Genomic DNA, 20,180 nt, shown 5'->3' with positions numbered 1-20,180 from the left:
GGTCAAGGAGAAGCGACTATGACCAGCAAGATTGAGGCGCTCATAAGCGAGTGCGCTGCAAGTGGCGCAGGTGGGGAACCGCCGGCGCTGCCCGGGCAGGTCGTACTGGTTCTGCAAGGAGGGGGCGCACTCGGCAGCTACCAAGCCGGGGTTTATCAGGCACTTCACGAAGCTGGCATCGAGCCTGACTGGGTCATCGGGACGTCGATCGGTGCAATCAACGGCGCAATCATTGCCGGCAACCGCCCCGAGGACCGTTTGGCTCGCTTGCGCGAGTTCTGGGACGGGGCGACCTACCGCGACCGATGGCCGCCGATCGGCCTTTACGCCGGCGCCGGCGACAGCTTCCGCAAGCTGGAGATCATGGTGCATGGCATTCCGGGATTCTTCAAACCCCAGGGCGGCGCCTGGCTCAGCCCGCACGTGTCGTTCGGCGCCGAGTCGGCGTCGTACTATTCGACGGCTCCGCTCAACGCATCGCTCGGCAAACTCATCGACTTTTCATACCTGAATGAAAGGCGCGTGCGGCTCAGTGTCGGGACCGTCAACGTTCGCGCGGGCGCCCTGCGCTATTTCTCCAATCGCGACACCTCGCTATCCGTGGAGCACGTCATGGCCTCCGCCGCGCTTCCCCCAGCCTTCCCGGCGGTGCGCATCGACGGCGATTCCTACTGGGATGGCGGGGTCCATTCCAATACGCCGATCGAGGCTGTGTGGGACGACTCCCCGCGGCGCGATGCCGTTGTTTTTGCTGTCCAGCTATGGCCGATGAGTGGTCCGGAACCGGAAACGATTTGGCAGGTGATCAGCCGGCAAAAAGACATTCAATATGCGAGCCGGACCGAAAGCCAATTGGCGCGGCAGCGTCAAATTCACCATTTGCGACATGTCATCCGCGAGCTTGGGCGCCACATGACTGCCGACGAGCGCGAGACGACCGCAGTGAAGAAGCTCTTGGACTGGGGTTGCGGCACCACCATGCACGTCGTCCAGTTGAAGATGCAACGAATGCGGGGAGAGGATCACACCAAGGATATCGATTTCAGCGTCGACGGCTTGCGGGCCCGTTGGGATGCCGGTTACGCCGCGGCGCGCGGCGTGCTGGAGAGCGCCCCGTGGCGCCAGGCAGCGGACCCGATCGAGGGTATTGCCGTCCATGAGGCGGCTCTTCCGGTCGCTTAGTCTGGTCATTAACCGCAGGAGCGGAATCCCACGAAGAGGTCTTGCGGTACGGCAGAGAGAAGTTTCGGTAGCGAGGGTGACGCATCCGCTCGTGTGTGGCGAAAGAGCCGCCACGTACGGAGCGGTGTGTCCGAAACCACGGCGCCGAATAGTCCTGATACAGGTCAGCTGAAAATCCCGGGTACGGTTCGAACGGATCCGCAGTCCACTCCCACACTGATTCGCCCCAGCGGAACAGCTCATGGCACGCGGCATGTTCCCGATCATCTCGACGTTGCTGGAGCAGTTTCTGCTGAAAGAAGTCGCGCTGTTGGCCGCATGCTTGATGCTGCTTCTATGCTCTTTGTCGCCGCGCTCTACGGCTTCGTGAGGGGGCCGCGCGGAAGTGCGGCCTATCCCTCATGACCGGACGTTCGCGAACGGATGGCGGCGGAGCGCTCATGTCGAAAGCGGGCACCCGTGAGTCCTGACCGCTGGTCGTGCCGCTGTGATGTTCTCGCTCAATGTGGTTCATGGGCGATGTTATCGGGCTGTTCTCAAATAATGTTGGCCCGTTCTCACGTAACGTGGTCCCGAGCGCTCGGATATTCTCAGCTAATGTGGTCCCGAAACCACCGATGTAATCGGTCCCGACCATTTTCGTAATCGGGCCGCTACACATAGCCATCGCCGTTGGCGCCAGAGGCACTAGTAACCAGAATGCGCATGTCGAATCCTGCGAGGTAGACCGAATGTGGTGCGGCGAAGTCCATTTTTGTCGCATGAACGGCGCTATGCGCTTCGGGGCGTAAGACTTATTGTGCGGAAGAATAATCGTCAATGCTGCTGGAAAACACGGGGCGTGCGCGACGGCGCCGGCTCGGGCTAATCGCCCTCGCGAGCCAGTGAGAGCAGTCGATCCTGGAAGTATGGCAATCCCCGAAATGATACTAATCAGCATTTTATCGAGCGTTTAAGGTCTTATGAAGATTATTGGCTCGGCTTAAAGTGGAAACTCCTACCCACCTGATAAAGGAGTAACACCTGAGCCGCATCACCGTACCCAATATCGCATCTGCCACCGGCGCCACCGCCGAAGTCTATGCCCAGGTCAAGAAAGCCGCCGGCAGCGTCATCTGTTCGTCGCGCTTGGTGCCCTGTCACCCGAAGTGCTCAAGGCGTTCCTGAATGCCGAAGGCGTGCTGGCTTCGGGCACGCTGAGCAAGCAGGAAGTGGAGACGATCAAGCTGCTGGTCAGTGAACTGACTGGGTGCGACTACTGCGTTGCCGCATTACGTTATTGGGCAAGGTGACGGGCCTGTCGCCGGAAACGCTCAAGCAGATCCGCGCCGGCCAGCCTACGGGGGACGCCAGGCGCGACGCGCTGGTGCGCTTCGTGCAGAACCTGCAGCAAACCAGCGGCACGATCAGCGCAGACGAGTTCGCGGCGATCAAGGCGGCCGGCTACACGGACGCGCAACTCGCGGAAATCACATTGGCCATCGCGTTGACCGTTTTCACGAACGCCTTCAACCGCATCAACGACACCGACGTGGACTTCCCGCTGGTGAAGTAATGCGCAACGGGCAGGTGCTCCTTTCCAGCGCCTGTTGCAGTCTAATCGAAGAGTGGGATGCGTCACGAGCCGTCTGGACGAATGCATCGCAATTTTTACGGACACGGGATGAAAGATCATGAACATTCATTTTCGAGTGGCAGAAAAGAGGTGTGTCGGGCTCGTATCTGTAAGGTGTATTTCGCGCTCCCTTTGTATCGCGCATGTGTCCCATTTCGACGGGCTTCTATGGCCAGTGAAATGCGCGCGGTCGTAAGGAAAACCAGGGACCTCTTCATGATCGCCGGCTCGCATCGCGGCATACCGGCTTATTGCGGGTGGCCGTCGCGATGCCCGAGAAACATCACTAAGGATGGAAACCCAAATGAAACACGCCCGACTCTTTTCACTCGCCGCTATGCTCATTGTCTCGGCGCTCACTTCGGCAGCCCATGCGGCTGATGGCGGCGGCACGGCACATCAATTGACACGTGAAGAGGTACGCGCCGACCTCGACGCATGGTACCGTTCGGGCCTTGCAGAACTTTGGAGCGGGGACGTCACGCCCGACGTCAGCAGTGCCGATTATCAACGACGGCTGGCAAGCTATGAACGTCTGCGTGCGGCCCAGGCCCCCAAAGCCAAGCATTGATCTCTCATGGCAGCCACGGCACGCTGATGGAAAGCGTGCCACTGGCCGCGTCGAGACCCACCCCGACACCACCAATCCGTCACCGTGGCTGCCTGCGCCCGCAATGTACGGTCTCAGCGCACCTCGACGATAAGCACGCGCCGTGTGGCAACTGCACTATTCCAACCGCACTTCGCGCATGACGCCCCCTGTCGGCAGACACTGCGGCGAAAAGATCGCTTGCGGCGTTCGTCACTTGACGCTGCGCGGTGAAGTCCGCGGTCGACTGCACAAACCTTGTTAGCTTGACGATCCGCGATCCTCTCGGATTTGCGGCCAAACTGCATACGCTGCAACTTGGCAATCCACAGCTTCAGATGCTCGATCTCGAGCGCCCTGTCCGAGACGGTCTTCTGTAACGTCGAGACAGTGCCGCGCAATTGCTCGAGGTCGCTGTCGCGCTCGCGCAGCGCCGGGGCCTTCTCATGGTCGTCCTCCGCAGGTTATCCGGCGCAGCACGAGAGCTGCTTCACATCCTTCGAGAAGGTCTGCGCGGCGAGCTTGAGCCCCTCGACCATCGTCAGATACGGGAACAGCTGGTCGGCGAGGTCCTGCACGGTCATCCTTGCGCGGATCGCAATCGCGGCCGTCTGGATGAGTTCGCCTGCCTCGGGTGCCACCACATGCACGCCGATAAGCCGGCCGCTGCCGGCTTCCGTTACTAGCTTGATGAAGCCGTGTGTGTCGAAGTTCACCAGCGCGCGCGGGACGTTATCGAGCGTCAGCGTGCGACTGTCGGTCTCGATGCCCGCCTGGTGCGCCTGCGCCTCGCTGTAGCCGACCGTTGCAACCTGTGGCTCGGTGAAGACGACCGCCGGCATCGCGTGGAGATCGAGCCGCGCATCGCCGCCGGTCATGTTGATCGCCGCACGCGTGCCGGCGGTCGCCCCGACATAGACAAACTGCGGTTGATTCGTACAGTCGCCCGCCGCATAGATGTCCGATGCGCTCGTGCGCATGCTGGCGTCAATCACGATTGCGCCGCGCTCGTCGAGCTGCACATCGGCGCTCGCCACTTTCAGACTACCGGTGTTGGGAGCGCGGCCCGTTGCCACCAGCAGCTGGTCGGCCCGCACCTCGCCGTGGTTCGTGGTGAGGACGAACTTGCCATCAGCGTGCGACACGTGGCTCGCCTGGGTCTGCGTCAACACCTCGATGCCCTCGGTGCGAAAGGCCACCGTCACGGCTTCGCCGATCGCCGGGTCCTCCTGGTAGAGCAGTGTGTGACGGGCCAGGACGGTGACATGACTGCCCAGCCGTGCAAAGGCCTGGGCCAGTTCCACCGCGACCACCGACGATCCGATTACGGTGAGCCGTTTGGGGATGACGTCGCTCGCCAGCGCCTCGGTCGAGGTCCAGTACGGAGTGTCCTTCAGACCCGGAATCGGCGGCACCGCCGCCGTTGCACCCGTGGCAATCAGGCAGCGATCGAACGACACCGTGCGTTCGCCGCCGGCGGTCAGCATGACAGTGAGCGTGTGGCTCCCCGTGAAGCGCGCCTCGCCATGCAGGACGTTGATGTTCGGGCTCGTGTCGAGAATGTTTTCGTATTTGGCGTGGCGCAGCTCGTCCACGCGCGCCTGCTGTTGGGCGAGCAGGCGCGGCCGGTCAATGGCCGGCGCCACGGCGCTGATCCCTACATCGAAAGGGCTTACCTGCCGTAGATGCGCGATGTGGGCTGCACGGATCATGATCTTGGAGGGCACGCACCCGACGTTGACGCAGGTGCCGCCGATGGTGCCGCGCTCGATCAGTGTCACCTGCGCGCCGTTTTCGGCGGCCTTCAGCGCAGCTGCCATGGCAGCGCCACCACTGCCGATGACGGCGACCCGCAGCGCGCCGTCACTGCCGCTACGCTTCCCCCCAGTCCCCACCCAGCCGGGCGCCCTGTCGGGCAGGCCTGCGGATTGGGTCGGCACGTCGGCAACTCTGGCGTGGTAGCCGGCTGTCCTCACCGCGGCAGCCAGCGTGTCGTGGCTGACTCCTCCCTCGACCGTCACATCGGCCAGCGCTCTGGACCAGGAGACCGCTGCCGAGCGCACGCCGGGCACGTTTTCCAGCGCCTGCCGGACGTGCTCCGCGCAGGAAGCACAGGTCATCCCGTCGATCTTCAAGGTTGTCATGGGCTTGCTCCGCTCTTTCATGGATTGAGTTGGCTGCGTCACGGCTCAGCCTTTGCGCACGTTGCTCGTGCTCAAATTACACGATTCGGTGGTACAGACGCGGTGCGCCGGGGAGATCAGGTCCCAGACCGAGGTCGCCAGCATGACGGCGAGGCCGGGATAGAGCAGCCAGCCGCTGCGCTCGCCGTAGGCCCGCATCACAAACACGGCCGTCAGCACCAGTACCGGGCCGCTCAGGCCGGGCGCGGTACGGCGCCACTGCCGATGATTGAGCCACCCGATCGCATTGGCGAACAGCGCGATACCGGCAAAGGCTGGTAGCAGGATGCGGATGAACACCCCTTCATACTGGTTCAGGAAGCCAAGACCAACGGCCGCACCCAGACTGGCGATCGCGGGAAAGCAGCTCGCACAGCCCATCGCCGACACAATGCTGCCAATCAAACCGGCCTTATCAGCCGCGCGCGTGACGAATGACATTGCAGTATCTCCGTAACTTCAGTGCTTGACCGACGACGGATAGCCCGCGACCGCCGTGGCTTTGGTTAGCATCTGGACATTGGTCTTGTCGTCGTCGAACGTCACGATGGCTTCCCTCTGCTCGAAACGGACGTCCGCTTTTTCGACGCCGGCAACTTTGGACAGCGCGTGTTTGACCGTGATCGGGCAGGCCGCGCACGTCATGCCGGGCACAGACAGCGTGACCGTCTGCGTCGCGGCCCAGACCGGGACGGCAACTACGGCGAGCGCGAGTGCAGCAAACATCTTTTTCATGATGAACTCCAGGTTCAATAGAACAGGGGCAGTACGTAGGGGAAACCGAGCGCGATCAGTACTAGCGAGACCACGATCCAGAAGATGAGCTTGCACGCGGCGCGCACCTGTGGAATCGCGCACACCTCGCCGGGCCTGCATGCCGCAGCGGGCCGGAAGATGCGCCGTCCGGCGATGAGCAGCGCCACCAGCGCGGTCCCGATGAAAGCCGGCCGCCAGGGTTCGAGCAAAGTCAGGTTGCCGATCCAGGCGCCGCTGACACCCAGCGCGACGAGCACCAGCGGCCCGAGGCAGCAGGTCGACGCGAGGATCGCGGCCAGTCCACCGGCAGCGAGCGCGCCGCGCCATTTCTGTGGTTCCGCCATACACTTGCCCTTCCAGATTTCAGATGAGTAGCATAACGTTACTTCCGTACCTATGTACGGAGTCAATCGGTATGGAAAACGGTAGCGAAAATCTGACCATCGGCGCCTTCGCGAAGGCGGCCGGCGTCAACGTGGAGACGATTCGGTTCTATCAGCGCAAGGGCCTCCTGCTCGAGCCGGAGAGGCCGTACGGCAGTATTCGTCGCTACGGCGCAGCGGACGTGACGCGGGTGCGGTTCGTCAAATCGGCCCAGCGGCTCGGCTTCAGCCTCGACGAAATCGCGGACCTGCTGAAACTGGAGGATGGGACGCATTGCGATGAGGCGAGCAGCCTCGCGGAGCACAAGCTCCGCGACATTCAGGACAAGCTCGCCGATCTCGAGCGCATGGAATCGGTGCTCACCCAACTCGTGCGCGCGTGCCATTCGCGCAAGGGCAATGTGTCATGTCCGCTGATTGCCTCGTTGCAGCGAGGCGAAGAACCGCGTGACGCCGGCGCCGTGTAAAGGGGCATTCGGCCTTAACGTACGCAAAAGTCCGTTTCGTGAGGCCCCCCCCGATTGGTCCGACACACCAAAACGCTATGGAGCGGAGAATGCCGCCCCGATTTGGCGGGCTCGTTTCGCCTAGTCGCCGTGCAGGTAGCGCAAATGTGCTGCAGCACATTTTCTCTCCCCCAAAGTCGCCACCAACACCACTTTCTCCACCTCCAGTCCCTTCGATCTGCTGCCGCACCCCGAGCCCATCCCGCCCGCACCGTCTGCACGGACTACCGACAGGACACCGTGCGCAAGACCATGACACTCACGGCTGACGAGTTCATTCGTCGCTTCCTGCTGCATGTCCTGCCCGACGGCTTCAAGCATATCCGCAGTTACGGGTGGCTGGCCAGCCGCTGCCGTGCGCGCCTCCCACTGTCGAACCGCCCGTCGTAACGGAAGACTATCGCGACCATTACCAACGGCTTACTGGCAAGTCGCTGCGCGAGTGCTCCGTCTGCGGCAAGGGGCACATGGTCTGTATCGACACGTTCCTGCCGGGGCGCACTTCCGCGGGCACCACCCCCCACTTCCCATGAGTCCTGATCCCTTAAGACGACGCCGCGCACCACGTTGCTATCGACTTGCCATGGCAACGCGTCCGTCCTTGTGCGCCCGACCCGGACCCGCCCGCCAATGTTGTGCAACACCTGGCATTCAGGCATTCATTCCCTGCTGCTGCCCATCACATGGTTTTCGCGCTACAGTTTCACAAACGAGGCGCTCGGTTCATTCATTCGGACTGCGTCTGGTCAACCTGCAGCAGCGATTCAAGGCCCATAGCGGCGACCGCCTGTGGAGCAGTTCAGCACAAACGGTTTTTTGGTTACCGGTCGCGGTCTAACCGCATCTACCCTGGTTCGCTATGAAGCCGCGACCGCCAACCAAAGAACCCTCTGCTTTCTCAATAACATGCCTACAGCGCCAACGGATGCGAGCACGCCGATAATGGCGAACACCATCACAAGGGCTCTCCATATTAACGATTTGCTCATATGCCACCTCTAATCCTCGCCGGAGGGCTGGGCACGAATCCGCGACACGTGCCCTGCGCCCTCCAAGCGTACCGTCACTTTTTGCTCTGAAGCGGATCTGGCTCATGCTCTTGCCGATCCTCGGTCATCGCGCTCACTCGATCGCTCATGCTCTTCATCATCAGCCACATCGATAGCGGGCAGAGTAAGAGCAGGAGATAGGGTCCCATACCAAGTACAAGCGCCCGGACCGGTGGCAACGCGGCATAGGCGGCGGCCAGTACAGCCATCAGGGCAAGGCCTGCGGCAATCATTGTCTTCATATTGCATTTCATATGCAGTACTCCTGTTGGGGTGGTTCGAATCGGAACGGCGCCCTTACTTCGTCGGAGGCGTCTGGATCTTGTCCGCGTACTTGCGCATGATTTCGCCCATCGTCCGCATCATTTCCGCGTGCATCTGCATTGAGAGCTTCTCGTTCCCCGGAGGCAGTTGCCCCATCATTGGACAACTGCCCATCATCCCGCCACCCATCATCTGGTCCTTCATCATGTCGTGCCCTTTATCCTTTGCGAAAGCCTTAGTCCCTTCCGCAGCATCGGTTGCGGTAGCGGCCGCAGACCATCCACTAGCGCCGAGCATGAGAGCAAGGGTTGCAGCCATTAGCGACTTCATATTCATGTTGATCTCCTTGTCGAACCGGATTCAATGGCCCGCACCAAACCAGCGTCGGATCGGTGGGTGCGGACGAATCGCGCGGTGGTTGACAGCGCTTCGCCAGATCAGTCGAAGCGCGCTCAATCACTTGGACTCGGAAGCCCCCTTCTGGCTGCCGCCGCCTGCCGGATGGGAATCCATTTGCTTCATCATTTCGTCGCAGCGCGCCAGCATCGCGTCTCTGGAGGCAGACGTACTGGGTGGCGCAGCAGGGTGTTGCGCTGCAGTGCGCGCGCGATTGATGACGTCCCAGTCGGGACCCGCGAACGCCTGCGCGGTCGCGACGCCAAGCGAAATGAGAACGATAGTTTTGAGAGTGGAGTGCATGATGATCTTCCCCATAATTCGGATTGGCTCAGCCGAGACGGGGTCATAGCACCCGTGCTCGGGCAGAGCAACGACAATCGAGCGCGTGGCCAAGGTGGGCCACGCGTGGGGATAGATCAGATTCGCAAGCGGGCCGTTGCGAGATAGACCGGACCAGGCGATGTGTTCGCGCTGTCAGCCGTGTGGAAGATTCGGAAGGCGTACGGCGTGGGCGGAAGAATGTGTACAAGCCCAGCCTTAGCCGGCAAGACACCGAGATCGTGAGCGTGACCGTTGCTGTCGGCCCAATGCCGACCGTCCTGCTGATGGTCCGCGCACAAGGCTGGCTGCGCGCGGTCCATCTCCAGGCAGCTTGTCATGGTGGCCATTGCCACCGGTTCCATTGCCCCCCCGGACTCTTGCGGGCATAGGTACCCTGCCACCGCGAGGCGCGCAAAAAATACCGTCGCCAACAACAGCAGCGCGAGCAACCGGGCGAAGGGGCTATGACTATGCTTCATGAATCATGCCAATCATTAATCCTAGTCTATGCTGCCAAAACGGGGCAGCAAGGCGAGGAGACGTTGTTGGGTGCGGTGGCATCCCACGCATAACGATCTGCCGATATACGATCGCTAGGACACTCGGCTTCGCAGTCGTAGTGCGTTGGAGATTACCGAGACGGAACTCAGGCTCATGGCCAATGCCGCAATCATCGGCGACAGCAACCACCCGGTGAACGGGTACAGCAATCCGGCAGCCAGCGGGATACCCAGCGCGTTGTACACAAAGGCAAAGCCCAAGTTTTGCCGCATGTTGGCGATGGTGGCTTCGGAGAGCTCCCGCGCGCGAGCGATGCCGCGCAGGTCGCCCTTGACGAGGGTCATCTGGGCGCTGTGCATCGCCACATCGGTACCGGTTCCCATGGCGACGCCGACGTCGGCTTTGGCCAACGCCGGCGCATCGTTGATGCCGTCGCCTGCCATCGCGACCACGCGTCCTTCCCCTTGCAGTTTTTCAACGAGCGCCAACTTGTCGGCCGGCTTGACTTCGCCGTGAAACTCATCGATGCCGAGGCGGCCAGCCACCGCACGTGCCGTGACAACACCGTCGCCAGTGGCCATCACGACGCGTATGCCGGCTTCCTTGAGCGTCGCAAGCGCTTCGGGTGTGCTGGCCTTGACGGGATCGGAGACGGCAAGCACCCCTGCCAACCTGCCGTCGGCGGCTAGATACATGACACTGGCGCCTTGCTGCCGAAGGGCATCAGCCTGAGGCGCTAGTGGCGCGACACTGATTTGATCCTGGTGCATCAGGGCGGCATTGCCCAGCACGAGCTGGTAGCGATCGACGCGGCCGCGTACCCCCATGCCCGTATCCGAGGTGAAATCCTCAGCCTTCGCCAGAGGCAGCCCGCGTTCACGCGCTGCGGTGACGAGAGTTGCAGCCAGCGGATGCTCGCTGCCTTGGTCGAGGCTCGCCGCCAGACGGAGCACTTCGGTCTCTTCAAAAGAGCCGACGCCAAATGCCCGTTCGAAGGTCGGCCGGCCTTCGGTCAGGGTGCCGGTCTTGTCAACGATCAGAGTGTCGACGTTGCGGAAATGCTCGATGGCCGCCGCGTCCCGGAACAGAATGCCCTTGGTCGCACCGTTCCCGCTTGCCACCATGATGGACATCGGAGTGGCAAGCCCCAGCGCGCAGGGACAGGCAATGATTAGCACAGCCACCGCATTGACCAGGCCAAAGACCCAGCTCGGCTCAGGGCCGAAGATGCCCCAGGTGAAGAAGGTGAGTAAGGCGATGGCTACGACCACCACCACAAACACGCCGGCGACCCGGTCCGCCATCCGCTGCATCGGCGCCTTGGAACGCTGCGCCTGGGCCACCATCTGCACGATCTGCGACAGCACCGTCTGGGCGCCAACCTTCTCCGAGCGCATTACCAGGCTGCCCGAGGTGTTGATGGTGGCGCCGATCACGTGATCGCCAACGCGCTTGGAGACGGGCACGGGCTCACCGGTGATCATCGATTCATCGATGGCGCTGGCCCCTTCGGTCACGACGCCATCGGTGGGTACCTTCTCGCCCGGGCGAATCCGCAGCAGATCGCCGACATGCACGTGCGTCAGCGGAATATCGTCCTCGCTGCCGTCCGGATTAAGCCGGCGTGCCGTCTTGGGTGCCAGGCCGAGCAGCGACTTGATGGCCGCCGAGGTCTGCGAGCGCGCCTTCAACTCAAAGATCTGGCCGAGCAGTGTCAGCGAAATGATGACGGCTGCGGCTTCAAAGTAAACGGCGATGCGGCCATGCATGATAAAGGCCGGAGGAAAGAGTCCCGGCGCAACCGTGGCCACGACGCTATACACGAATGCCGTCCCCGTACCGAGACCGATCAGCGCCCACATGTTCGGACTTCGGTTCCGGAACGACTGTAAGCATCGGTAGTAGATGGGCAAACCGGCCCACAGGACCACAGGTGCGGACAGCGCCAGTTCCACCCAGCTTTGTGTCACGGGGTCCAGACCCGCGAAACGGTCCCCTAGCATCACAAGCAACACGACAGCGATCGTCAGCGGCACGGTCCACCAGAAGCGATGGCGAAACGCTTCGAGTTCTGGATTCTTGTCGTCCTCGAGGCTCGGCATGACGGGCTCAAGTGCCATCCCGCACTTCGGGCACGTCCCTGGATGGTCCTGGCGAATTTCAGGGTGCATCGGGCACGTGTAGGTTGTACCCGGCGCCGCTTCGACTTCATGGGGTGCCGATTCGTTTTGCTCCTCCACATAGCGCGTCGGATCTGCCTCAAACCGCTCCTGGCAAGCGCTACTGCAAAAGAAATACTGCTCCCCGGCATAGCTCGCTTGGTATGGTGCATCGCGCTTGACTGTCATGCCACACACCGGGTCGCGCGCACTGGCCCCAGACGTAGGAGTCCCGTGACCGGAGAAGCGCTGATCCCGTTGATTCGGCGCGTGTTCGTTCACAGTGCCGTGCCCACAGTGCGCGTGCATTTCGTCTTGTGCTGCGGCAATGGCGTGGCTTGGCGCAACGCCTGCAGACCGCCGGTGCCGATCGCTCATCTTCATCGCCGTCAATGCCTCGTTGTGTGCAGCCCCGTATCTTCTTGCGGGACTTCGCCGCTGATTTCGTCAAGGATCGGACAGGCGGGGCGACTGTCGCCTTCGCAATGCGCCGACAAATACAGGAGTGTGTCGCGCATGCCGGAAAGCGCGGCAATGCGGGCGTCCAGTTCCTGAATCCGCTGTTCCGCGATCGCCTTCACCGTTGCGCTCGCGCGCCGCTTGTTTTGCCACAGCCCAAGCAGCTCCCGAATCTGCGCCATCGGGAAACCCATCGTCCGCGCTCGCCCGATGAAGCGCAGCGTATGGATCTCTGCTTCGCCATATGTCCGGTAGTTCCCCGCGCTTCGCTCCGCGGAAGTCACCAGGCCGATACTCTCGTAGTAGCGGATCATCTTGGCCGAGACCCCGGATACGCTGGCGGCTTGTCCGATGTTCATGATATGTGCTCCTTGCCTCTCGTCCCTTGTCGGTCCGGCGGGCACCGCTCGCCGCAGGCCGCCTGCTGATGGGCAACCGAGTGTCGATGACTTGACGATAGACCTTGCCCCCGTGGGAAGGTCAAGGAAGCGGTTCCTCTGAATTCGGGCTGGGCGCTATCAGCCGTTGCAACAAACAATGCCTGGGCCAAAAAGTCAGGTTGCATGACCCGAAAAAAGCAGTATCCTTGCCACAATCACACCCACGGCAAAGCACTCTTGCGTCACTCTGCTCGCCGGCGTCCCTTCTTCGCCGGCCTCCTGCTCGTTGTATTCCTGACAGTTCAACTGGCAGCGGCCGCGTACGCCTGTACCGGTAGCCGCTACCAGATGGAAGGCAGCGGCACGACGGCGGCAATGACCGAATCTTGTGCCGACATGGCGGCTGACAGTGATGACCATGGCGCTGACCAAAGTGCGCTCTGCCTGGCGCACTGCCAGGCCGATTCCAAGAATGCCGACCATGTGTCGCCACAGCTTCCGGCATTCCTGCCGGTGCTGGTGAGCGTCATTGAACCCACGCGCGTGGTCCTCGCCGATGTCCGCATCGCGCTGCGCGCAGAGGTGGAGGCGCGCGGCCCGCCGCCCCTGAACATCCTTCACTGCAGTTTTCAAACGTAGCCTCCAGATCGACGTCAATTTCGTGCTGCCCCTCTAGACTCGGGTAGCTGTCGTCGTTCATGGAGGCTTTATGCTTTTTCTACGTCGCCTGACGCTGGCGCTGCTTTGCGCGCCCGCATTCGGCTTGGCGGTGTCGCAAGCCGCGGCTGCGCAATCCGCCCCTTCTCTTTCCCTCGAGGAAGCCCTGGCGCTCGCGACCACGCACGCCGGCGATGCCGAATCCTCGCGCGGCGCCGTCGAGGCGGCCGTGCAAATGGCGGTCGCCGCCGGCCAGTTGCCAGATCCTGTGCTCAAGCTCGGGCTGAACAACGTCCCGGTGAATGGGCCAGACCAGTTCTCGCTCAGCAGGGACTTCATGACCCAGCGGTCCGTCAGCGTGATGCAGGAGTTCACGCGCTCGGACAAGCGCCGCGCCAAGGCGGCGCGCTTCGAGGCGGAGGCCTCTGCCGCCGAGGGGCAACGCGCGGTCAGCCTAGCCAACATGCAACGCAATGCAGTCTCCGCATGGCTAGACCGGTGGTATGCCGAACAGACCGGCATCCTGCTCGGGCATCACGGCCATCCACTCGAACTGGCTCTCCAGGCGGCAAGCGCTGCCTATCGCAGCGGACGCGGTACGCGCGCAGACGTCCTTGCGATGGAGTTGGAACTCCAAAAGCTGCATGACCGCCAGGACGAAAACCGCGCCACCATTGCGACCACTGCCGTGAATCTGGAGCGTTGGGTCGGCCCCGCGGCCAGTCGTCCGCTGTCAGACCGTCCGCCGCTCAATGTGCCCCTACGCATCCAGCAGCTCGCGAAAGGTGAGTTGGACACAGTGCCAGAGATGGCGGCGGCGCAGCGCGAAGTTGCGTTGGCCGAGTCGGAGATCCGGATTGCCACTGAAGCCAAAAAACCGGATCTTACGGTTGAACTGGAGTACAGCCAGCGCGGTTCTGCCTACTCCAATATGGTGTCGCTGAACGTCAGCTTCCCCTTACCGTGGGACCAGGGCAATCGTCAGGATCGTGACGTTGCTGCCAAGCTGGCGCAGGCAAACGACGCGCGTGCCAAATCCGAAGTCATCCGGCGCAATACCCAGGCCATGGTGGGAGTCAAGCTTGCCGAACTGCAGCGCAATCTTGACCGCCTCCGGCGCTACGACGAGAAAACCTTGCCGCTCGCCAACACGCAGGCGGAAGCGGCCCTGACGGCCTACCGGGCAAACACCGGAACACTGCTTGCCGTCGCCGAGGCAAACCATCGCGCCATCGATACGAAACTGGAGCGGCTGACACTGGAAGCCAAGACTGCGAAGCTTTGGGCCGACTTGACCTTCCTGGTCCCGCTGCCTACCGCACAAACCGAGCCGGCCATCAAGGAACTCAAATGAAGAAACAAGTCATTGCAACGGCGGCAGGCCTCGTTCTCGTCGGGGCCGCTACCTATGGCGCCTACCACCTTGGCGTCACGCGCGGGACACAATCGGCGCAGTCGTCGGCTGCGCCTGGCGCGGAGTCCGCTCCCAAAGCAGGCAACACCGATCCGAAGACCGGCAAGAGCATCCTGTACTGGCATGATCCCATGGTGCCTGGCCAGCGCTTCGACAAGCCGGGCAAGTCCCCCTTCATGGACATGCAGCTCGTGCCGGTCTACGCGGACGGGGATGGTGGCGGGGTCGACAGCCGTGTCGCGCAGAATCTCGGCATCCGCACGGCCGAGGTCAAGGCCGGATGAGCGCCGTCCTCGAGGCACCTGGCAATGTCGCCATCGACGAACGCAGCGTCCAGGTGATCCAGGCACGAACGAACGCCTTCGTCCAGCATGTCGCGGTCAAGGCGACCCTTGACCCGGTTCGGCGGGGGCAAGCGCTGGTGAGCCTGTACTCGCCAGACTGGGTGGCCGCGCAGGAGGAATATCTCGCCGTGTCCCGCATGGCCGCGGGTGAACAATCCGGCCTGCGCGGCGCGGCCAGGGCCCGCATGCTGCAGGCAGGCATGACGCCCGGTCAGGTCAGCGCTGTCGAGACATCCGGCAAGCTCCAACCCAGTCTTGGCATTGTGAGCCCCGTCGATGGCCTCGTGACCGAGGTTGCCGTTCGTGAGGGCATGACCGTCTCCCCTGGCATGGCCCTGTTCCGCCTGGCCGACCTGAGCCAGGTTTGGGTAATTGCCGAGGTACCGGAGGGCCAGGCACGTGCCATTGTGCCTGGCCTGGCGGTCAAGGTGTCGCCGACCGGCGCGCCCGAGCCACTGGTTGGTAAGGTCGATACTGTCCTGCCCGACGTCAATCCGGCCACGCGAACCATCAAGGTGCGCATTGTCCTGCCCAACAAGGGCAGGCAAATGTTGCCGGGCATGTTCATGACGGTCCGGTTTGACAGCGGTGATCAAAAGGAAGCCCTCCTGATTCCGTTGGAGTCCGTCATCCGCACGGGCCAGCGCAGCATCGTCATTGTGGATGGCGGCAAGGCAGGCTTTGTGGCAACGGAAGTCAAGACCGGCCGCGAGGCCGCAGGCATGGTCGAGGTGCTGTCCGGCCTCCAGGCTGGCCAAAAAGTGGTCACCTCCGGGCAGTTTCTCATCGACTCGGAGGCCAGCCTGCGTGGCACCACCGAACGCATGTCCGCGACACCGGCGGCTTCCACCCCTGCAGCTCCGGCGGCCGAGCATGAAGGTGTCGGGCGCATCGAGGCGGTGACGGGCGACGGGCTGACCATCTCGCATGGCCCTATCCCCTCGGCACAGTGGGGCGCAATGACGATGGATTTTGCTGCGCCGCCCGCCGGCTTGCCCAAAGGATTCAAGCCCGGCGACCGCGTTCGGTTCCGCTTCCATCTGAATAGCGACGGCATGCCCATCCTGTCCTCGGTCGAGGCGGCTGCCAGCGCCCAGGGAGCCAAGCCATGATCGCCCGGCTCATTCTCGCGTCCATCCGTAATCGCTTCCTGGTCCTGCTGGCAACGGTCATGCTGACCGCATGGGGATTGTGGGCCGTGCGCAGCACGCCGCTCGATGCCTTGCCGGACCTGTCGGACGTGCAAGTGATTATCCGCACGCCGTTCCCCGGCCAGGCGCCGCAGATTGTCGAAAATCAGGTCACCTACCCGCTGACCACCACGATGCTGTCGGTGCCGGGCGCCAAGACGGTGCGTGGCTACTCATTCTTTGGTGACTCCTTTGTCTATGTGCTGTTCGAGGACGGCACTGACCTGTACTGGGCGCGCTCCCGGGTGCTGGAATATCTGAATCAGGTGCAATCCCGCCTGCCGGCCGCGGCCAAGCCAGCGCTGGGCCCGGATGCCACCGGCGTTGGCTGGATCTACGAGTACACGCTGGTGGACAAGACCGGGCAGCATGACCTCAGTCAACTGCGCGGGCTGCAGGACTGGTTCCTTCGCTTCGAGCTGAAATCGCTGCCCAATGTCGCCGAGGTCGCCTCCCTCGGCGGGATGGTGAAGCAGTTTCAGGTCGTTCTGATGCCGGACCGCCTGCGCGCCTACAACCTGTCGCAGGCCAAGGTGCTGGCGGCACTCAAGGGCGCCAACCAGGAGACTGGTGGCTCGGTCCTGGAATTGGGCGAGGCGGAGTACATAGTCCGGGCCAGCGGGTACCTGAAGACGCTCGATGATTTCCGGCAGGTTCCGCTGGTAACCAGCGATGCCGGCATTCCCGTGCGGCTGGGCGATGTTGCCACGGTGCAGCTCGGGCCCGAGACGCGGCGCGGTGTCGCCGAGCTCGATGGCCAGGGAGAGGTCGCCGGCGGCGTCATCGTGATGCGCTCGGGCAAGAACGCGCTGGAGACCATCGAGACGGTCAAGGCGAAGCTCGCCACGCTACAGAAAAGTCTGCCGCCTGGCGTCGAGATCGTCTCCACCTACGACCGGTCGGCGCTGATCAACCGGGCGGTAGAAGACCTGACGCACAAGCTGATCGAAGAGTTCATCGTCGTTGCGCTGGTCTGCCTGCTCTTCCTGTTCCACCTACGCTCAGCCTTGGTTGCCATTGTTTCGCTGCCGCTGGGCGTGCTGGCCGCTTTCCTGGTCATGCGGTACCAAGGCGTCAATGCCAACATCATGTCGCTGGGCGGCATCGCCATCGCCATCGGCGCCATGGTCGATGCCGCCCAGCGACATGATCGAGAACGCGCATAAGCATCTGGAGCACTGGCACGCGGACAATCCCGGGCGGGAAATGACAGGACACGAGCGCTGGAGCGTGATTGGCGAGTCAGCCGCCGAGGTGGGACCCGCGCTGTTCTTCTCGCTGCTGATCATTACGCTGTCGTTCATCCCGGTGTTCACGCTGGAGGCGCAGGAAGGCCGCCTGTTCTCCCCGCTGGCCTTTACCAAGACCTATTCGATGGCGGCCGCGGCAGGCCTCTCCGTCACGCTGGTGCCGGTTCTGATGGGCTACATGATCCGCGGCAGAATTCCTACGGAGCAGTCCAATCCGCTCAGTCGGTGGCTGATCCGCGCCTATCAGCCGGTGCTGGCCAGGGTGCTCGCCTATCCCAAGGTCACCGTGGCCATTGCCGCGGTGCTGCTGGTCGCCACCGCCTGGCCGATCATGCGCATCGGTGGCGAGTTCATGCCGCCGCTCGACGAGGGTGATCTGCTCTACATGCCGTCGGCACTCCCGGGGCTGTCCGCCGGCAAGGCAGCCCAGTTGCTGCAACAGACCGACCGCCTGATCAAGACCGTGCCAGAGGTGGCCACCGTATTCGGCAAGGCAGGCCGCGCCGATACCGCGACCGACCCGACGCCTATAGAGATGTTCGAGACCACCATCCAGTTCAAGCCCCGCGACCAGTGGCGTGCCGGCATGACGACCGACAAGCTGGTGGAGGAACTCGACCGCGTCGTGAAAGTGCCAGGCCTCTCCAACATCTGGGTGCCGCCCATCCGCAACCGGATTGACATGCTCGCCACTGGCATCAAGAGTCCGGTCGGCATCAAGGTGGCGGGCACGGACCTGAAGGAGATCGATCGGCTGGCCACGCGGATCCAAGAAGCCGTCAAGACGGTACCGGGCGTCACCTCGGCGCTCGCCGAGCGTTTGACCGGAGGGCGCTACATCGATGTCGACATCGACCGCATGGCGGCCGGGCGGTATGGACTCAACATCGAGGATGTCCAGCGCATCGTGTCCTCCGCCATCGGTGGCGACAACGTCGGGGAAGTGGTCGACGGGCTGGCGCGCTTTCCCATCAATGTCCGCTATCCGCGAGACTACCGCGACTCGGTGGAGCAACTGCGAGCCCTTCCCATCGTCACCGACAGGGGCCGGCAGATCACGCTGTCCGACGTGGCACGTATCCAGGTGGTGCAGGGCCCGCCGATGATGCGCAGCGAAAACGCCCGCCTATCCGGCTGGGTGTACGTAGACATCCGCGGACGCGACCTGCGCTCGGCCGTCCACGACATGCAGGCCGTGGTGGCCAAGGCGGTGCCGATGCCAGCGGGCTATTCCCTCAGTTGGTCGGGGCAGTTCGAGTACCTGGAACGGGCTACCGCGAAACTGAAGGTGGTGGTGCCGTTCACGTTGCTGATCATCTTCGTGTTGCTGTACCTGGTGTTCGGCCGCCTGGATGAGGCGCTGCTAATCATGGGCACGCTGCCGCTTGCGCTCATCGGCGGATTCTGGCTGCTCTATCTGCTGGGCTACAACCTGTCGGTGGCCGGCGTCGTCGGCTTCATCGCCCTGGCCGGCGTAGCGGCCGAGTTTGGCGTCATTATGCTGCTCTACCTGAAGCAAGCCTGGAGCGAACGCGAGGGCCGAGGCGAAACCAGCGTGCCCGCGTTGCTGGACGCCATTCAGGAAGGGGCTGTGCTGCGGGTGCGCCCCAAAGCCATGACGGTCGCTGTCATTCTCGCCGGCCTGATTCCCATCATGTGGTCGCATGGCACCGGCTCAGAGGTCATGCAACGCATTGCGGCCCCGATGGTCGGCGGCATGGTCACCGCGCCATTGCTTTCCCTGTTTGTTGTGCCGGCGGTGTACTTGCTGATACGCAGACGCCAGACCAAACCTGTCCCACTTTCCACCCACCCCTCACTTCAGGAGGAATCACAATGAAACACCTCAAGACTCTCGCCATCATTGCTGCTCTCGCCGCCGCACCGGTTGCATTTGCAGCAGGGTCGATGGATGGCATGGACAAAGGCATGGACATGAAGGGCATGGACATGAAGCCGTCAGCCGATTCGAAGCAGGCCCCACACCCCGTGGCGGCGGAAATCAAGAAAATTGATGCGAAGGCCGGAAAAGTTACCCTCAAGCACGACCCGATCGAGAACCTCGGCATGTCCGCTATGACCATGGCGTTCCCGGTCAAGGATCGCGCCTCGTTGAAGAACTTCAAGGAAGGGGAGTCAGTGTCGGTCATGTTCGACAAGGTCAACGGCAAGCCGACCGTCGTGGATATGCAGCGCAAGTAAGCACGTCTAGTCGCATGCGGCCGTTTTTGGCGGCATGTGTAGGTCGCTCAGGCCGATGTATCCCTTGTCATTGAAGTGGGGCCGAGCACCATGAGCGAATTCAAGCACTATGTTCAATCTTCCAGCTCACGTCATTGCGGCGATCCTGATCGCCTTGGCGTTGTCGTTCTCTACGATATGCTTGTTCGCCTGGTAGCTCAGACGCCGGTATGGCGCTCGCCGTCCGCCCGTATCCGAGCGTGTGGTTCGCTCGCGTAAAAGTCGTCGCAGGTCCGGAAGGGGCCGCAAATAGGCCGTCTCTGGAAGAGCTGCCAACAGGGCGATTGGCACAGGGAACTTCGCGCCGCAAGAAGAGGACGGCATTCCGGCGGCCGGAG

At 62.6% G+C, this 20,180-nt stretch carries 16 protein-coding genes and 6 pseudogenes; 11 read left to right on the top strand and 11 right to left on the bottom strand.

Annotation, left to right across the window (positions count from 1 at the left end):
• The first annotated feature begins 18 nt into the window (after positions 1-18).
• The gene (locus ACW4E8_RS32280; RefSeq protein ID WP_456808220.1) at positions 19-1,182 is read left to right on the top strand and encodes a patatin-like phospholipase family protein; all 1,164 of its coding nucleotides are present in this window, start codon (positions 19-21) and stop codon (positions 1,180-1,182) included.
• A gap of 118 nt (positions 1,183-1,300) precedes the next feature.
• On the opposite strand, the pseudogene ACW4E8_RS32275 reads toward ACW4E8_RS32280, so the two are convergent.
• Positions 1,301-1,399 (bottom strand): annotated as a pseudogene (locus ACW4E8_RS32275) (hypothetical protein); the annotation flags it as partial.
• Between the two features lie 24 nt (positions 1,400-1,423).
• On the opposite strand from ACW4E8_RS32275, the gene ACW4E8_RS32270 reads away from it, so the two are divergent.
• From ACW4E8_RS32270 to ACW4E8_RS32260, 3 genes and pseudogenes are all read left to right on the top strand, one after another.
• Entirely contained in the window at positions 1,424-1,552 is a 129-nt protein-coding gene (locus tag ACW4E8_RS32270) for a hypothetical protein (RefSeq protein ID WP_456808219.1), read from the top strand.
• 653 nt (positions 1,553-2,205) lie between these two features.
• Positions 2,206-2,737, top strand: a pseudogene (locus ACW4E8_RS32265) (carboxymuconolactone decarboxylase family protein).
• Between the two features lie 364 nt (positions 2,738-3,101).
• Complete coding sequence (locus ACW4E8_RS32260) at positions 3,102-3,368, top strand: DUF4148 domain-containing protein (RefSeq protein WP_456808218.1); 267 nt, start codon at positions 3,102-3,104, stop codon at positions 3,366-3,368.
• 272 nt (positions 3,369-3,640) lie between these two features.
• Here the strand turns inward: ACW4E8_RS32260 and ACW4E8_RS32255 are convergent.
• From ACW4E8_RS32255 to merT, 5 genes and pseudogenes are all read right to left on the bottom strand, one after another.
• Positions 3,641-3,820: pseudogene (locus ACW4E8_RS32255) on the bottom strand (IS66 family transposase); the annotation flags it as partial.
• A gap of 30 nt (positions 3,821-3,850) precedes the next feature.
• Positions 3,851-5,530, bottom strand: coding sequence for a mercury(II) reductase (merA, locus tag ACW4E8_RS32250; RefSeq protein ID WP_456808217.1), 1,680 nt, complete (start codon positions 5,528-5,530; stop codon positions 3,851-3,853).
• A 45-nt stretch (positions 5,531-5,575) separates the two neighbouring features.
• Positions 5,576-6,010 (bottom strand): organomercurial transporter MerC, encoded by a 435-nt coding sequence (gene merC, locus ACW4E8_RS32245; RefSeq protein ID WP_456808216.1) that lies wholly within the window; start codon positions 6,008-6,010, stop codon positions 5,576-5,578.
• An 18-nt stretch (positions 6,011-6,028) separates the two neighbouring features.
• Positions 6,029-6,304, bottom strand: coding sequence for a mercury resistance system periplasmic binding protein MerP (gene merP / locus ACW4E8_RS32240; protein WP_456808215.1), 276 nt, complete (start codon positions 6,302-6,304; stop codon positions 6,029-6,031).
• 14 nt (positions 6,305-6,318) lie between these two features.
• On the bottom strand, positions 6,319-6,669 hold the full coding sequence (merT, locus tag ACW4E8_RS32235) for a mercuric ion transporter MerT (RefSeq protein WP_456808214.1): 351 nt from the start codon (positions 6,667-6,669) through the stop codon (positions 6,319-6,321).
• 71 nt (positions 6,670-6,740) lie between these two features.
• Here merT and merR point away from each other — a divergent pair, with 71 nt between their 5' ends.
• Positions 6,741-7,175, top strand: a complete 435-nt coding sequence (merR, locus tag ACW4E8_RS32230; RefSeq protein WP_456808213.1) for an Hg(II)-responsive transcriptional regulator — start codon at positions 6,741-6,743, stop codon at positions 7,173-7,175.
• A gap of 261 nt (positions 7,176-7,436) precedes the next feature.
• Positions 7,437-7,754 (top strand): annotated as a pseudogene (locus tag ACW4E8_RS32225) (transposase); the annotation flags it as partial.
• A gap of 523 nt (positions 7,755-8,277) precedes the next feature.
• Here the strand turns inward: ACW4E8_RS32225 and ACW4E8_RS32220 are convergent.
• From ACW4E8_RS32220 to cueR, 5 genes are all read right to left on the bottom strand, one after another.
• Positions 8,278-8,505, bottom strand: a complete 228-nt coding sequence (locus ACW4E8_RS32220) for a DUF2933 domain-containing protein (RefSeq protein WP_456808212.1) — start codon at positions 8,503-8,505, stop codon at positions 8,278-8,280.
• 55 nt (positions 8,506-8,560) lie between these two features.
• The gene (locus ACW4E8_RS32215) at positions 8,561-8,863 is read right to left on the bottom strand and encodes a hypothetical protein (RefSeq protein WP_456808211.1); all 303 of its coding nucleotides are present in this window, start codon (positions 8,861-8,863) and stop codon (positions 8,561-8,563) included.
• A gap of 120 nt (positions 8,864-8,983) precedes the next feature.
• A complete protein-coding gene (locus ACW4E8_RS32210) occupies positions 8,984-9,226 on the bottom strand; it encodes a hypothetical protein (protein WP_456808210.1) in 243 nt (80 codons plus the stop codon).
• A gap of 614 nt (positions 9,227-9,840) precedes the next feature.
• Positions 9,841-12,216, bottom strand: a complete 2,376-nt coding sequence (locus ACW4E8_RS32205; protein WP_456808255.1) for a heavy metal translocating P-type ATPase — start codon at positions 12,214-12,216, stop codon at positions 9,841-9,843.
• A gap of 80 nt (positions 12,217-12,296) precedes the next feature.
• On the bottom strand, positions 12,297-12,725 hold the full coding sequence (gene cueR, locus ACW4E8_RS32200) for a Cu(I)-responsive transcriptional regulator (RefSeq protein WP_456808209.1): 429 nt from the start codon (positions 12,723-12,725) through the stop codon (positions 12,297-12,299).
• Between the two features lie 204 nt (positions 12,726-12,929).
• Between cueR and ACW4E8_RS32195 the strand changes: the two genes are divergently transcribed.
• The 5 genes and pseudogenes from ACW4E8_RS32195 (at position 12,930) to ACW4E8_RS32175 (ending at position 19,803) form a co-directional block, all read left to right on the top strand.
• Positions 12,930-13,385 carry a hypothetical protein gene (locus tag ACW4E8_RS32195; protein WP_456808208.1) on the top strand — a complete coding sequence of 152 codons (456 nt, stop codon included), beginning with the start codon at positions 12,930-12,932 and terminating at the stop codon, positions 13,383-13,385.
• A gap of 70 nt (positions 13,386-13,455) precedes the next feature.
• A complete protein-coding gene (locus tag ACW4E8_RS32190) occupies positions 13,456-14,757 on the top strand; it encodes a TolC family protein (protein ID WP_456808207.1) in 1,302 nt (433 codons plus the stop codon).
• Positions 14,754-16,273 (top strand): annotated as a pseudogene (locus ACW4E8_RS32185) (efflux RND transporter periplasmic adaptor subunit). Before ACW4E8_RS32190 ends, ACW4E8_RS32185 begins: the two are co-directional and overlap by 4 nt.
• Positions 16,270-19,441, top strand: a pseudogene (locus ACW4E8_RS32180) (efflux RND transporter permease subunit). Before ACW4E8_RS32185 ends, ACW4E8_RS32180 begins: the two co-directional pseudogenes overlap by 4 nt.
• Positions 19,438-19,803 (top strand): copper-binding protein, encoded by a 366-nt coding sequence (locus tag ACW4E8_RS32175; protein ID WP_456808206.1) that lies wholly within the window; start codon positions 19,438-19,440, stop codon positions 19,801-19,803. The pseudogene ACW4E8_RS32180 and the gene ACW4E8_RS32175 overlap by 4 nt, the downstream one beginning before the upstream one ends.
• The last annotated feature ends 377 nt before the right edge of the window (positions 19,804-20,180 follow it).

This window comes from Cupriavidus sp. CP313 (assembly GCF_054072015.1).
The sequence above is the reverse complement of the archived record's forward strand: the minus strand, read 5'-3'. Positions and strand labels throughout refer to the sequence as shown.

Coding starts and splice junctions, on each gene's coding strand:
- ACW4E8_RS32280 (WP_456808220.1), top strand. CDS start 19: ATGACCAGCAAGATTGAGGCGCTCATAAGCGAGTGCGCTGCAAGTGGC.
- ACW4E8_RS32270 (WP_456808219.1), top strand. CDS start 1,424: ATGGCACGCGGCATGTTCCCGATCATCTCGACGTTGCTGGAGCAGTTT.
- ACW4E8_RS32260 (WP_456808218.1), top strand. CDS start 3,102: ATGAAACACGCCCGACTCTTTTCACTCGCCGCTATGCTCATTGTCTCG.
- merA (WP_456808217.1), bottom strand. CDS start 5,530: ATGACAACCTTGAAGATCGACGGGATGACCTGTGCTTCCTGCGCGGAG.
- merC (WP_456808216.1), bottom strand. CDS start 6,010: ATGTCATTCGTCACGCGCGCGGCTGATAAGGCCGGTTTGATTGGCAGC.
- merP (WP_456808215.1), bottom strand. CDS start 6,304: ATGAAAAAGATGTTTGCTGCACTCGCGCTCGCCGTAGTTGCCGTCCCG.
- merT (WP_456808214.1), bottom strand. CDS start 6,669: ATGGCGGAACCACAGAAATGGCGCGGCGCGCTCGCTGCCGGTGGACTG.
- merR (WP_456808213.1), top strand. CDS start 6,741: ATGGAAAACGGTAGCGAAAATCTGACCATCGGCGCCTTCGCGAAGGCG.
- ACW4E8_RS32220 (WP_456808212.1), bottom strand. CDS start 8,505: ATGAAGACAATGATTGCCGCAGGCCTTGCCCTGATGGCTGTACTGGCC.
- ACW4E8_RS32215 (WP_456808211.1), bottom strand. CDS start 8,863: ATGAATATGAAGTCGCTAATGGCTGCAACCCTTGCTCTCATGCTCGGC.
- ACW4E8_RS32210 (WP_456808210.1), bottom strand. CDS start 9,226: ATGCACTCCACTCTCAAAACTATCGTTCTCATTTCGCTTGGCGTCGCG.
- ACW4E8_RS32205 (WP_456808255.1), bottom strand. CDS start 12,216: ATGCACGCGCACTGTGGGCACGGCACTGTGAACGAACACGCGCCGAAT.
- cueR (WP_456808209.1), bottom strand. CDS start 12,725: ATGAACATCGGACAAGCCGCCAGCGTATCCGGGGTCTCGGCCAAGATG.
- ACW4E8_RS32195 (WP_456808208.1), top strand. CDS start 12,930: ATGACCCGAAAAAAGCAGTATCCTTGCCACAATCACACCCACGGCAAA.
- ACW4E8_RS32190 (WP_456808207.1), top strand. CDS start 13,456: ATGCTTTTTCTACGTCGCCTGACGCTGGCGCTGCTTTGCGCGCCCGCA.
- ACW4E8_RS32175 (WP_456808206.1), top strand. CDS start 19,438: ATGAAACACCTCAAGACTCTCGCCATCATTGCTGCTCTCGCCGCCGCA.